We start from the raw sequence: 12,858 nt of genomic DNA on the forward strand, positions 1-12,858 counted from the left end.
TGTCATTCATCGCCTCGATGGCCTGCTTGGCTTGGGCAAGGCGCCGGGTGCGGCTATCGTGCCGGCCATGCAGTCCGAGTCCGCATCGCACCACGCGTCTGAATTGCCCAGCCACCGATTGGCGTGGCAGGGCTTTGTCGCCTCTCTGACGCCATGGCGCATCGGCCTGGCCCTGACGCTGGCGGTGCTGGCTGCGACGCTGCTCAACCCGATCTTCATCACGCCCTTCGTCGTTCTGCTGGGGCGCACGATCTTCATCGCGCTGCTGGCCCTGTTGGGCTTCTCTGCCGCCGGCCAGTGGCCGCGCCGATTGCCGCGCTGGGCGGCGCGCTGGCTGGTGCAGGTGCTGATCGTGGCGCTGATGGTGCCGCTGGGCACGCTGCTCGTCTACCTGGTCTCTGTGGGTGGGGACATCGACACGCTGCTCGCCAGTGAAGGACGCATCCTGGGCTTCATCTGGATCGCTGGCTCAGGCCTGCTGATCGGCCCCTTGCTGGCGATGGGGGCGCTGTACCGCCAGCGCGATGCCGAGGCGCGCAGCCAGGCGCTGCACTTCGAGCTCGAGCGCAGCGAGCTGGAGCGCCAGGCGCTGGACTCGCGGCTGCGTCTGCTGCAGGCCCAGGTTGAGCCGCATTTCCTCTTCAACACGCTGGCCAATGTGCGGGCGCTGGTCGAGACTGGTTCGCCGCAGGCCGGCCCGGTGCTGTCCAGCCTGATTGCCTACCTTCGTGCTGCGATGCCGCGCCTGCAGGACCAGACTGCCAGCCTGGGCGACGAGCTGGCCCTGGTGCGTGCCTATCTTGAACTAATGCATCTGCGCATGCCCGATCGCATGCAGTACCGCATCGAGGTGCCGGCCGCGCTGCATGGCCTGCGCTTTCCGCCGATGGCTTTGCTGACGCTGGTTGAGAACGCCGTACGCCATGGCATCGACCCCAGCGAGCAAGGCGGCAGCATCGAGGTCGGAGGGCGGCGCGATGGCGTCGACGGGCCGGTGCGCTTGTGGGTGGCCGACACTGGCGTCGGTCTCACGCGCCAGATGGGCAGCGGTACCGGGCTGCGCAACCTGCGTGAACGCCTGAGTGTCTTCTTCGGCAGCTCGGCGCGGCTGGACCTGGCAGAGAATGCACCTCATGGCCTGCGCGCCGAGATTGAGTTCCAGCCATGAGCAACCGCACCGAGAACCCTGTCGCTCCTACCGCGCTGATTGCCGACGACGAGCCCTTGCTGCGCGACAGCCTGGCGCGCGGTCTGGCGCAGGCCTGGCCCGAGCTGCGCATCGTCGGCCAGGCGCGCAACGGCCGCGAAGCGATCGAGCTGTTCGAGAAGCTGCAGCCGCAGATCGTCTTTCTCGACGTGCACATGCCCGGCATGAACGGTGTCGAGGCGGCGCGGCAGATCGCGCGTCGTGCGCAGCTGGTCTTCGTCACCGCGTATGAGCAGTACGCGGTGCAGGCCTTCGACCAGGGCGCGCTGGACTATCTGGTCAAGCCGATCGAACAGACGCGGCTGCAGGACACCGTGCAGCGCCTGCAGCAGCGTCTGGGCGATGCGGCGCAGACGGCAGGCCAGGACAGCCCCGCCCAGGCCCGTCTGGAGCAGGCCCTGGAACAGGCGCTGGCGCAGATCAGCGAGCGGCTCAAGCAGGGCAGTGGCGCAGACGAAGCGGGCAGCGGCAAGCCAGCGCCGCTGCAATGGCTGCGCGCCTCGGTGGGCTCGACGCTGAAGCTGATCCCAGTGGATCAGGTGATCTTCCTGCGCTCGGACGAGAAGTACACGCTGGTGGTCTGGCAGGAGGGCGAGGCGCTGATCCGCACGCCGATCCGCGAACTGGTCGAGCAGCTCGATCCGCAGACCTTCGCCCAGGTGCACCGCTCGGTGGTGGTGAACCTGCGCGCGATCAGCCATGTGACCCGCGGTCCCAACGAGACGGCCGATGTGCATCTGCGCGGCCGGCCGGAGATCCTGCCGGTCAGCCGCAGCTATCTGCACCTGTTCCGGCAGATGTGATGCAGGCGGCGGGCACGCGGCCCGCCAAGGTTTAGATTGCCTCGGTCCGCGCCTGCAGCCAGGCCAGTGCCTCGCCGCTCAGCAGCGGCGCCAGACGCGCGCGCACGGTCGCGTGGTAGTCGTTCAGCCAGGCGACCTCGTCGGCACGAAGCAGGCCCTTTTCAATGCAGCGCGTGTCGATCGGGCACAGCGTCAGGGTCTCGAAGGCCAGCATCTCGCCGAACTGGCCCTGCTCGGGCGTGTCCTTGACGACGTTGAGCACCAGATTCTCGATGCGCACGCCCCATTGGCCGGGCCGGTACACGCCGGGCTCGATCGAGGTGATCATGCCCGGCTCCATCGCCATCTGCGGCTCGGCCACCGCCTTGGAGATGCTCTGCGGGCCTTCGTGCACGTTCATGAAGTAACCCACGCCATGGCCGGTGCCGTGGCCGAAGTCGATGCCGTGCTCCCACAGCGGCACGCGCGCCAGGCTGTCCAGCATCGGGCTCAGCGTGCCGCGCGGGAACACCGCGCGCGACAGATTCATCGTGCCCTTGAGCACCAGCGTGTAGTCGCGCTTGTGCGCCGCGCTGACCGTGCCGATCGGCCAGACGCGGGTGATGTCGGTGGTGCCGCCCAGGTATTGCGCGCCCGAGTCGATCAGCAGCAGGCCGTTGCCTTCGATCACGGCATGCGACTCGGCCGTGGCGCGGTAGTGCGGCATCGCGCCATTGGCATTGAAGCCGGCGATGGTCGGGAAGCTCAGACCCACGAAGCCGGGCCGCTTGGCGCGCGCCGCGCTCAGGCGCTCGTCGATGGTGATCTCGGTGATGCGCTCGCCGCGCGCCATCGCGGCCTCGAACCAGGCGTAGAACTCGCACATCGCGGCGCCGTCCTGTGCCATCGCCTCGCGCACATGCGCGGCCTCGCCGACGGTCTTGCGGCTCTTGGCCAGCGTGCTGGGGTTGATCGCCTCGATCACCTTGACCTCGGCCGGCACGGCTTCGCGCAGACCCAGCGTGACGCGGCGTGGGTCGACCAGCAGCACCGCGTCGCCCGGCAGCGCGGCCAGCGCCGCGGCTGCCTGTGCGTAGTCGGCGATCGTCACGCCGTCAGCGGCCAGTCGCGCCTGCAGCTCCGCGGGGATCTTGCCGGCGCCGACGAAGAGGGTCAGGCCTTGCCCGTCCATCAAGACGTGCGCGAGGAAGACCGGGTTGTAGCTGACGTCCGCACCGCGCAGATTGAGCAGCCAGGCGACGTCGTCGACGGTGGAGATGAAGTGATGCGTGGCGCCCAGGCGCGTCATCGCGGCGCGCACCTGCGCCAGCTTGTCGGCACGCGACACCACGGCATGCGGCGGCAGATGCTCGTAGATGCTCGCGGCAGGCAGGTCGGGGCGGCCGTCCCAGGCGGCCTGCACCACATCCAGCTCGCTGCGCAGCGCGATGCCCTTGCGGCCCAGTGCATTGCGCAGCTGCTGCGCCAGCGCCAGACCCAGCACCTGGCCGTCCACCGCCAGGGCCTGGCCGAACTGCAGCTGCTCGCCTATCCAGTCGATGTAGTGCGTCGCCGCGCCGGTGGGTATCTTCACCAGCTCGATGCCGGTGCCGGCCAGTTCCACCTCGGCCTGCGTCCAGTAGCGGCTGTCGGCAAAGATCGCCGCGCGATCCAGCGTCACCACCAGCGTGCCCATCGAGCCGCTGAAGCCCGACAGCCACTGCCGCCCCTGCCAGCGCTCGGGCAGGTATTCGGACAGATGCGGGTCGGCCGAGGGCACGAGGGCCGCATGGGCGCCGGCCTGGCGCAGCGCGTCGCGCACGCGTTCGATGCGCAGGGTGATGGTCGAGGTGCGGGTGTCCATGGCAGCGGCTTTCGGCTGTCGGCGCCGCGCTTCGTGGGCGCGGCGCCGTCGTGGTTCGTGGATGTGGCCGAATTGTGTCAGAGCAGCCCCGGCGCCGCCGGGCCTGTGCGCGTCGGGCCTACAGCTCGGTGCGCAGCGCCCAGAGCTCGGGGAACAGCACCACGTCGAGCATCTTGCGCAGATAGCCCACGCCCGAGGTGCCGCCGGTGCCGCGCTTGAAGCCGATCACGCGCTCCACCGTGGTCAGGTGGCGGAAGCGCCAGAGCCGGAACGCGTCCTCCATGTCCACCAGTTCCTCGCCCATCTGGTAGAGGTCCCAGTGCGCCTTGGGGTCGCGATAGACGGCCAGCCAGGCGGCCTTCACCGCCTCGTCGGCCGCATAGGGCTGCGACCAGTCGCGCTCGGTGTGGCTGGCCGGCACGGCCAGGCCGCGGCGCGCCATCAGGCGCAGCACCTCGTCGTAGAGCGAGGGCGACTCGTAGGCGCTGCGCACCGCGGCCAGACGCTCGGGCTTGTGCTCGTGCGGGCGCAGCATCGCGGCGTTCTTGTTGCCCAGCATGAACTCGATCTGGCGGTACTGCCAGCTCTGGAAGCCGCTGCTGTTGGACAGATAGGGCCGGATCGCGCTGTACTCCGGCGGCGTCATCGTCGCCAGCACATCCCAGGCATGGACCAGCTGCTCCATGATGCGCGAGACGCGCGCCAGCATCTTGAAAGCCTCGGGCAGCCGGTCGCCGGCCACGCAGGCCACGGCGGCATGCAGCTCATGCAGCATCAGCTTCATCCACAGCTCGGAGCTCTGGTGCTGCACGATGAAGAGCATCTCGTCATGCGCCGGCGACAGCGGATGCTGGGCCGACAGCAGCTGGTCCAGCTGCAGGTAGTCGCCGTAGCTCATGTCGCGCGAGAAATCGAGCTGGGCACCTTCCTCCTTGACGATGCTCTCGGTGATGGACGCGCCGGCTGGTTGATGGGGGCAGCTCATGTCACGCTCGCTTTCTGGTTGAAGCGCGCCTCGCGCCATTCGCCGCTGGCCAGCACCTGGCGCAGATGCTCCACTGCGTCCCAGACCTCGGTGAAGCCGATGTACAGCGGCGTGAAGCCGAAACGCAGGATGTGCGGCACGACATCGAGCCGCGCCGGGTCACCAGCCCGGAAGTCGCCGATCACGCCGCGCGCGATCAGCGCCTGCACCACCGCATAGCCGGCCTCGTGCAGCGGTGCCGCCAGGCTCAGGCAAACCTGGCTGCCGCGCTGCGCAGCATCGCGCGGCGACGACAGGCGCACGCCAAGCTCGCCACAGCGCGCCTCGGCCAGCGCGATGAAGGCCTCGGTCAGCGTCACCGATTTCTTGCGCAATGCCGCCATGCCGCCCAGCGGCTCGGCCGCGAGCAGGGTGTCCACGCCACATTCCAGCGCGGCGCTCGCGAGGATCGAAGGCGTGCCGCAGAGGTAGCGGCGCATGCCGCCGGCCGGCTGGTAGTGGGGCGTGAACTCGAAGGGCGAGGCGTGGCCCATCCAGCCCGACAGCGGTTGCCAGAATCGATCGACATGCCGCGCATGCGCCCACACGAAGGCCGGCGCGCCGGGACCGCCGTTCAGGTATTTGTAGCCGCAGCCGATGGCGAAGTCGGCGCCGGCGCCGTTGAGGTCCACCGGGATCGCGCCGGCCGAATGCGCCAGGTCCCAGATCACCAGCGCGCCCGCGGCATGCGCCGCCGACGTCACCGCGGCCATGTCGTGCATATAGCCGCTACGGTAGTTCACCTGCGTCAGCATCAGCACTGCCACGTCGCCGTCCAGCGCTGCCGGCAGCTCGTCCTCGCGCTCGATCAGCTTCAGCGTCAGGCCGTGCTGCTGGCACAGGCTCTCGGCGATGTAGAGGTCGGTGGGGAAGTTGCTGCGCTCGGAGACGATGGTCTTGCGTTGCGGCGCATCGGCCTGCGCGATGCGGATCGCCGCGCTCAGCACCTTGTAGAGGTTCAGCGAGGTCGAATCCGCCACCACCAGCTCGCCCGGCGCCGCGCCGACCAGGCGCGCGATCTTGTCGCCGATGCGCGCCGGCATATCGATCCAGCCGGCGCTGTTCCAGCTCTTGATCAGGTCATTGCCCCACTCCTGCGTCACCACCTGCTGCACGCGGGCAGCGGTGGCCTTGGGCAGCACGCCCAGCGAGTTGCCGTCCAGGTAGATCACACCGGCGGGCAGGTCGAACTGCTCGCGCAGCGCGCGCAGCGGATCGGCCGCGTCCAGCGCCAGTGCCTGCTCTCTAGTCTCAATCTTCATTCGATATGCTCCATCGTTGCTCTAAGCCTCGGTGAATCCACTCAGCGGGGCCCGAGGAACTGGCTTTGCCAGGCCTACGGGCCCGCCCCCTCGAGGGGGCGCGCGTCAGCGCGTAGGGGGTGGGTCAGTTCTCGAAGAACAGCACGCACCGGCGAGGCACAGGCGCCGGCCAGCTTCAGCGGCAGCGCGATCAGTTCGTAGTCGCCCTCGGGCACCTCGTCGAGCACCAGGTTCTCCAGCACGCGCAGGTCCAGGCGCAGCAGGCGCTGGTGGGCATCAAGCGTCTTGCTGTCCGCGGGGTCCACCGAGGGCGTATCGATGCCCACCAGGCGCACGCCCTGCGCCGCCAGCCATTCCAGCGTCTCGGGTGCGTAGGCGGTGAAGTCCGGGTTCCACACCGTGTCGGCGCGCGCGCAGCAGCGCACCAGCACACGCGCTGGCAGGTCGCCCATCTGCACCGCCTGCTGCAGGTGCTCGATGCGGATCAGCGGCCCGCAGCCGATGGCATGGATCACTCGGCAGGGGCCCAGATAGGCCGCCAGGTCCACCGCGTCGATGGCCGGGGCGTCGTTCGCGTAGTGCAGCGGCGCGTCGGCGTGCGCGCCCACATGCGGCGACATCGTCACGGCGCTCAGGTTCACCGGGCAGCCGGGCGAAAGCCGGGCGGTCCAGCGCAGCGCATAGGGCTCGTCGCCGGGAAAGATCGGCGCCTCGGGCGCCACCAGCGGCGAGATGTCCCAGATCCTTGGTGCAGTCCTCATCGTGTTCCTCGAAAACGGCGCGCATCTTGGCCCGGTTGCTTCGGGCGTGGTGTCGGTTAATTCCAACAGCTTGCCCGAGCCCCCGCAATCCCGGCGGCCGACCTGCGGGATTGTCCTAGCGTCGGGTGCGGCAATTTAGTTGATGCTTCAACTATCGAAGCCTAAATCGAGTGCCTTCCGGGCTCGGAGCGAGACGCGATATGCGCATCACCTGCATCGGCGGCGGTCCCGCCGGCCTCTACTTCGCCTTGCTGATGAAGAAGCTCGACCCGCGCCACGAGATCACCGTGGTCGAGCGCAACAAGCCCTACGACACCTTCGGCTGGGGCGTGGTGTTCTCCGACGCGACCATGGATAACATGCGGCTGTGGGATCGCGAGAGCGCCGACGAAATCCAGCAGGCCTTCAACCACTGGGACGACATCGAGCTGCTCTTCAAGGGGCGGCGCATCCGCTCGGGCGGCCATGGCTTCGTCGGCATCGGCCGCAAGAAGCTGCTCAACATCCTGCAGGCGCGCTGCGAGCAGCTGGGCGTCAAGCTGGTGTTCGAGACCGAGGCCGATTCCGACGAGGACTATGCCGACGCCGACCTGATCATCGCCAGCGACGGCATCAACTCCCGCGTGCGCGGCAAGTACGCCGAGGTCTTCAAGCCCGACATCGTCACCCGTCCCAACCGCTACATCTGGCTGGGCACGCACAAGCTCTACGACGCCTTCACCTTCGACTTCCGCAAGACCGAGCACGGCTGGTTCCAGGCGCACATCTACAAGTTCGACGACCAGACCACCACCTTCATCGTCGAATGCCCGGAACATGTCTGGCAGGCCCACGGCCTGGACCAGGCCGATCAGCAGCAGTCGATCGCCTTCTGCGAGAAGCTCTTCGCCGAGAACCTGCAGGGCGAGAAGCTGATGACCAATGCGCGCCACCTGCGCGGCTCGGCCTGGCTGAACTTCCAGCGCGTGGTCTGCGAGCAGTGGTGGCTGAAGAACCGCCACGGCAGCCATGTGGTGCTGATGGGCGACGCGGTGCACACGGCGCACTTCGCGATCGGCTCGGGCACCAAGCTGGCGCTGGAGGACGCGATCGAGCTGACGCGCCAGTTCCAGCAGCAGGGCGATGCCGACATCGCCGCGGTGCTGCGTAGCTACCAGGAGGCGCGCCGCGTCGAGACGCTGCGCCTGCAGAACGCGGCCTGGAACGCGATGGAATGGTTCGAGGTCTGTGGCCAGCGCTACTGCGACCAGCTCGAGCCCGAACAGTTCATGTACTCGATGCTGACGCGCAGCCAGCGTATCAGCCACGAGAACCTGCGCCTGCGCGACAAGGGCTGGCTGGAGGGCTATGAGCGCTGGTTCGCCGAGCGCGCTGGCGTGAAACGGCCCGAGGCTGCGACGGCGGTGCCACCGATGTTCACGCCGTACAGCGTGCGCTCGGTGACGCTGAAGAACCGCGTCCTCGTCTCGCCGATGGCGCAGTACTCGGCGGTGGACGGCATCGCCGGCGACTACCACCTGATGCACCTGGGCGCTCGTGCCGTCGGCGGCGCAGGCCTGGTGATGGCGGAGATGACCTGCACCTCGCCCGATGCGCGCATCACGCCGGGCTGCCCGGGCCTGTGGACCGACGAACAGGGCGCCGCCTGGCGCCGCATCGTCGACTTCGTGCACCGCGAGAGCGACGCGAAGATCGGCGTGCAGCTGGGCCATGCCGGGCCCAAGGGCTCGACCAATGCGCCCTGGGATGGCGCCGGTGCCGACCAGCCCTTGCCCGCCGGCAACTGGCCGCTGCTGTCAGCGTCGGCCCAGCCCTATCTGCCCGATGGCCAGATCCCGCGCGCCATGACGCGTGCCGACATGGACCGCGTCACCGCCGACTTCGTCGCTGCCACGCGCCGCGCCGCCGCGGGCGGCTTCGACTGGCTGGAGCTGCACTGCGCGCACGGCTATCTGCTCTCGGCCTTCATCTCGCCGCTGACCAACCGGCGCGATGACGACTACGGCGGCAGCCTGGAGAACCGGATGCGCTATCCGCTGGAGGTCTTCGCCGCGGTGCGCGCGGCCTGGCCCGAGCAGCTGCCGATGTCGGTGCGCATCTCGGCGCACGACTGGGTGGACGGTGGCATCACGCCGGCCGACGCGGTGCAGATCGCCAAGGCCTTCAAGGCCGCCGGCGCCGACATGATCGACTGCTCGTCCGGCCAGGTCAGCCCGGAGCAGAAGCCTACCTACGGCCGCATGTACCAGACGCCGTTCGCCGACCGCGTGCGCCAGGAGGCCGGCATCGCCACCATCGCCGTCGGCGCGATCAGCGAGGCCGACCATGTGAACAGCATCATCGCCGCCGGCCGTGCCGACCTCTGCGCGGTGGCGCGGCCGCATCTGGCCAATCCGGCCTGGACACTCAGCGAAGCGGCCAAGATCGGCTTCGCCGAACTGGCCTGGCCCCGCCAGTACCGCACAGCCAAGTCGCAGCTGGAGGCCGGCTTCCAGCGCGAGAAGGCGGCCAAGGCATGAGCAGCAGCACTAATGCCGAACTGGCTGGCCTGCATGCCGTCGTCACCGGCGGAGGCTCGGGCATAGGCGCGGCGGTGGCGCGCGAGCTGCTGCGCCAGGGCGCGCGCGTCACGCTGATGGGCCGCTCGCACGAGCGCCTGCTCGCGCAGCGCGAGGCCCTGGCCAGCGCTGGCGCCACCGTGGCGCTGCAGGGCTGCGACGTGGCCGACGAGGCGCAGGTCGCGCGCGCCTTCGCCGCCGTGGTGCAGCAGCAGGGCGTCGTCGACATCCTCGTCAACAATGCCGGCCAGGTGCAGACCGCGCCGTTCGCGAAGACCTCGCTGGCGCAGTGGCAGCAGATGCTGCAGGTCAACCTGACCGGCTGTTTCCTCTGCACGCAACAGGTGCTGCCCGGCATGGCGGTGCGCGGCTTCGGCCGCGTCATCAATGTGGCCAGCACCGCGGCGCTCAAGGGCTATGCCTACGTCGCCGCCTACTGCGCGGCCAAGCACGGCGTGCTGGGCCTGACGCGTGCGCTGGCGCTGGAGATGGCCGGCAAGGGCGTCACCGTCAACGCGGTCTGCCCCGGCTATACCGATACCGAGATCGTCGCGCGCGCCGTCGATACCATCGTCGCCAAGACCGGCCGCGATGCCGAGGCGGCGCGGCGCGAGCTCGCCACCGCCAATCCGCAGGGCCGGCTGATCCGCCCCGAGGAGGTGGCGCACACGGTGGCCTGGCTGGCGCAGCGCGGCGCAGCGGCAATCAACGGCCAGGCCATCGCCGTCTGCGGCGGCGAGACAGCATGACAACGATGCAGCAAGACGACGAAGACTTCAGCAGCCCCGACCTCGAGTCGCGGCTGGGCGACGACGACCATCAGGCGATCAAGATCTGGCTGCGCCTGCTGACCTGCAGCACGCGCATCGAAGACCAGATCCGCAACCGCCTGCGCCGCGACTTCGGCACCACGCTGCCGCGCTTCGACCTGATGGCGCAGCTGGAGCGCCATCCGGAAGGTCTGACGATGCGCGCACTGTCGCAGCGCCTGATGGTCACCGGCGGCAACGTCACCGGCATCACCGACCAGCTCGAAGCCGAGGGCTTGGTGCAGCGCGTGCCGCACCCCAGCGACCGGCGCAGCTTCAGCGTCAAGCTCACGCCGGCCGGCCGCCGCCAGTTCAAGCGCATGGCTGCCACGCACGAGGGCTGGGTGGTGGAGCTGCTGGCCGGCTGGACGCCGACGCAGAAGACCCAGGTCTACGAGCTGCTGGCGGTGCTGAAGAAGCATCTGGCGGGCCTGGATGCTGCAAGCGCGGCAGAGGCCGAGCCTGCGGCACCTGCTGCCGCCGCGGGGAAGACCGCAAGAACAACGAAGAAGACCAAGGAGAAGACCCCATCATGAGCCGAGCCATAGCCGCCCCTCTTGCCAGCGGCAACCGCCAGAGCCTGCAGGGCTGGCAGCCGCAGCATTTCCTCTGGCGCCAGGAAGCCGGCGGCGTCGGCGTCATCACGCTGAACCGCCCCGAGCGCAAGAACCCGCTGACCTTCGAGTCCTATGCCGAGCTGCGCGACCTGTTCCGCCGCCTGGCCTATGTGGACGAGGTCAAGGTGATCGTGGTGCAGGGCGCGGGCGGCAACTTCTGCTCCGGCGGCGATGTGCACGAGATCATCGGCCCGCTGACCAAGATGGCCATGCCCGATCTGCTGGCCTTTACCCGCATGACCGGCGATCTGGTCAAGGCGATGCGCGCCTGCCCGCAGCCCATCATCGCGGCGATCGACGGCGTCTGCGCCGGCGCCGGCGCGATCATGGCGATGTCGGCCGATCTGCGCGTCGGCACCGCGCGCAGCAAGACGGCCTTCCTGTTCACGCGCGTCGGTCTGGCCGGCTGCGATATGGGCGCCTGCGCGATCCTGCCGCGCATCGTCGGCCAGGGCCGCGCGTCCGATCTGCTCTACAGCGGCCGTTCGCTGGGCGGCGACGAGGCCTATCAGTGGGGCTTCCTGAACCGCCTGCATGAACCCGAGGCGCTGGAAGCCGCGGCGCTGGCCTGGGCCGCCGAGCTGGCCGCCGGCCCCAGCTTCGGCCATGCGATGACCAAGAAGATGCTGCACCAGGAATGGGCCATGGGCGTGGACGAGGCGATCGAGTCCGAGGCGCAGGCGCAGGCGATCTGCATGATGACGCAGGATTTCCACCGCGCGTATCACGCCTTCGTCGCCAAGCAGAAGCCCGTCTTCGAAGGAGACTGAGCATGAGCGCAAGCCTGTCCCATCTCGACTGGCCCTTCTTCGACGACAAGCACCGCGAGCTCGCCGCCGGGCTGGAGGCCTGGTGCAGCGCCCATCTGGCGCATGGCCATGGTGACGATGTCGACGCCGAATGTCGCCGCCTGGTGCGCGCGCTGGGCGAGGGCGGCTGGCTGCGTCATGCGGTGGCCGGCACGGCTTTAGGCGGCGCGGCGGAGGCAGTCGACACGCGCAGCATCTGCCTGCTGCGCGAGACGCTGGCGCGCCACAACGGGCTGGCCGATTTCGCTTTCGCGATGCAGGGCCTGGGATCGGGCGCGATCTCGCTGGCCGGCTCGGGCGAGCAGCGCGCACGTTATCTGCCGCGCGTGGCGCGCGGCGAGGCGCTGGCGGCCTTCGCGCTGTCCGAGCCCGAGGCCGGCTCCGACGTCGCGGCGATGCAGTGCGCCGCGGTGGACGTGGGCGATGCCTATGTCATCAACGGCGAGAAGACCTGGATCTCCAACGGCGGCATTGCGGACTTCTACGTGCTGTTTGCGCGCACCGGCGAAGGGCCTGGCGCCAAGGGCATCTCAGCCTTCATCGTCGACGCTGAGCAGCCCGGCTTCGAGATCGCCGAACGCATCGATGTGATCGCGCCGCATCCGCTGGCGCGGCTGCGCTTCACCAATTGCCGCGTGCCTAAGAGCCAGCGCATCGGCTCCGCCGGCGAGGGCTTCAAGATCGCGATGCGCACGCTGGATGTGTTCCGCACCTCGGTGGCTGCCGCGGCGCTGGGCTTCGGCCGGCGCGCGCTCGAGGAGGGCCTGGCCCATGCGCGCGAACGACGCATGTTTGGCGCCACGCTGGCCGATCTGCCGCTGACCCAGGCCAAGCTGGCCGACATGGCCTGCACCGTGGACAGCGCGGCGCTGCTGGTCTATCGGGCCGCCTGGGCTCGCGACCAGGGCCGCACGATCACGCGCGAGGCGGCGATGGCCAAACTGATGGCCACCGAAGGCGCGCAGAAAGTCATCGACGCGGCCGTGCAGCTGTTCGGCGGCCGCGGCGTGAGGAGCGGCGAGATCGTCGAATCGCTCTACCGCGAGATCCGCGCGCTGCGCATCTACGAAGGTGCCAGCGAGGTGCAGCAGCTGATCATCGGCCGCGATTTGTTGAAGCACGGCGCCTGAGCCACAAGCTCGCCGGCGCCGGCCTTGTCCCAGAC

General features: G+C 69.1%; 11 protein-coding genes. 7 read left to right on the forward strand and 4 right to left on the reverse strand.

Annotation, left to right across the window (positions count from 1 at the left end; translation table 11 throughout):
- Positions 1 to 67 precede the first annotated feature (67 nt).
- A complete protein-coding gene (locus AC2EBS_RS16230; protein ID WP_484729485.1) occupies positions 68 to 1,168 on the forward strand; it encodes a sensor histidine kinase in 1,101 nt (366 codons plus the stop codon).
- Positions 1,165 to 2,010, forward strand: coding sequence for a LytR/AlgR family response regulator transcription factor (locus tag AC2EBS_RS16235; protein WP_484729486.1), 846 nt, complete (start codon positions 1,165 to 1,167; stop codon positions 2,008 to 2,010). Before AC2EBS_RS16230 ends, AC2EBS_RS16235 begins: the two co-directional genes overlap by 4 nt.
- A 31-nt stretch (positions 2,011 to 2,041) precedes the next feature.
- Here the strand turns inward: AC2EBS_RS16235 and AC2EBS_RS16240 are convergent, their stop codons facing one another.
- The 4 genes from AC2EBS_RS16240 to kynB all read right to left on the reverse strand — a co-directional run bounded on the left by AC2EBS_RS16240 (position 2,042) and on the right by kynB (position 6,900).
- Complete coding sequence (locus AC2EBS_RS16240) at positions 2,042 to 3,853, reverse strand: aminopeptidase P family protein (RefSeq protein WP_484729487.1); 1,812 nt, start codon at positions 3,851 to 3,853, stop codon at positions 2,042 to 2,044.
- Positions 3,854 to 3,971: 118 nt separating this feature from the next.
- On the reverse strand, positions 3,972 to 4,838 hold the full coding sequence (gene kynA, locus AC2EBS_RS16245) for a tryptophan 2,3-dioxygenase (protein WP_484729488.1): 867 nt from the start codon (positions 4,836 to 4,838) through the stop codon (positions 3,972 to 3,974).
- Entirely contained in the window at positions 4,835 to 6,133 is a 1,299-nt protein-coding gene (gene kynU / locus AC2EBS_RS16250; protein ID WP_484729646.1) for a kynureninase, read from the reverse strand. The genes kynA and kynU overlap by 4 nt, the downstream gene beginning before the upstream one ends.
- Before the next feature lie 80 nt (positions 6,134 to 6,213).
- Complete coding sequence (gene kynB, locus AC2EBS_RS16255; protein WP_484729489.1) at positions 6,214 to 6,900, reverse strand: arylformamidase; 687 nt, start codon at positions 6,898 to 6,900, stop codon at positions 6,214 to 6,216.
- A 200-nt stretch (positions 6,901 to 7,100) separates the two neighbouring features.
- Between kynB and AC2EBS_RS16260 the strand changes: the two genes are divergently transcribed.
- Genes AC2EBS_RS16260 through AC2EBS_RS16280 form a run of 5 tightly spaced genes read left to right on the forward strand, consistent with a single transcriptional unit; the run spans position 7,101 to position 12,823 of the window.
- Positions 7,101 to 9,419, forward strand: a complete 2,319-nt coding sequence (locus AC2EBS_RS16260; protein ID WP_484729490.1) for a bifunctional salicylyl-CoA 5-hydroxylase/oxidoreductase — start codon at positions 7,101 to 7,103, stop codon at positions 9,417 to 9,419.
- Positions 9,416 to 10,207: an SDR family NAD(P)-dependent oxidoreductase gene (locus tag AC2EBS_RS16265; protein WP_484729491.1), complete on the forward strand. Its 792-nt coding sequence runs from the start codon at positions 9,416 to 9,418 to the stop codon at positions 10,205 to 10,207. The genes AC2EBS_RS16260 and AC2EBS_RS16265 overlap by 4 nt, the downstream gene beginning before the upstream one ends.
- Positions 10,204 to 10,803 (forward strand): MarR family winged helix-turn-helix transcriptional regulator, encoded by a 600-nt coding sequence (locus AC2EBS_RS16270; protein ID WP_484729492.1) that lies wholly within the window; start codon positions 10,204 to 10,206, stop codon positions 10,801 to 10,803. Before AC2EBS_RS16265 ends, AC2EBS_RS16270 begins: the two co-directional genes overlap by 4 nt.
- The gene (locus AC2EBS_RS16275; RefSeq protein ID WP_484729493.1) at positions 10,800 to 11,654 is read left to right on the forward strand and encodes an enoyl-CoA hydratase family protein; all 855 of its coding nucleotides are present in this window, start codon (positions 10,800 to 10,802) and stop codon (positions 11,652 to 11,654) included. The genes AC2EBS_RS16270 and AC2EBS_RS16275 overlap by 4 nt, the downstream gene beginning before the upstream one ends.
- Before the next feature lie 2 nt (positions 11,655 to 11,656).
- Positions 11,657 to 12,823 carry an acyl-CoA dehydrogenase family protein gene (locus AC2EBS_RS16280; protein WP_484729494.1) on the forward strand — a complete coding sequence of 389 codons (1,167 nt, stop codon included), beginning with the start codon at positions 11,657 to 11,659 and terminating at the stop codon, positions 12,821 to 12,823.
- Positions 12,824 to 12,858: the final 35 nt, after the last annotated feature.

The organism is Roseateles sp. T103 (genome assembly GCF_057219915.1).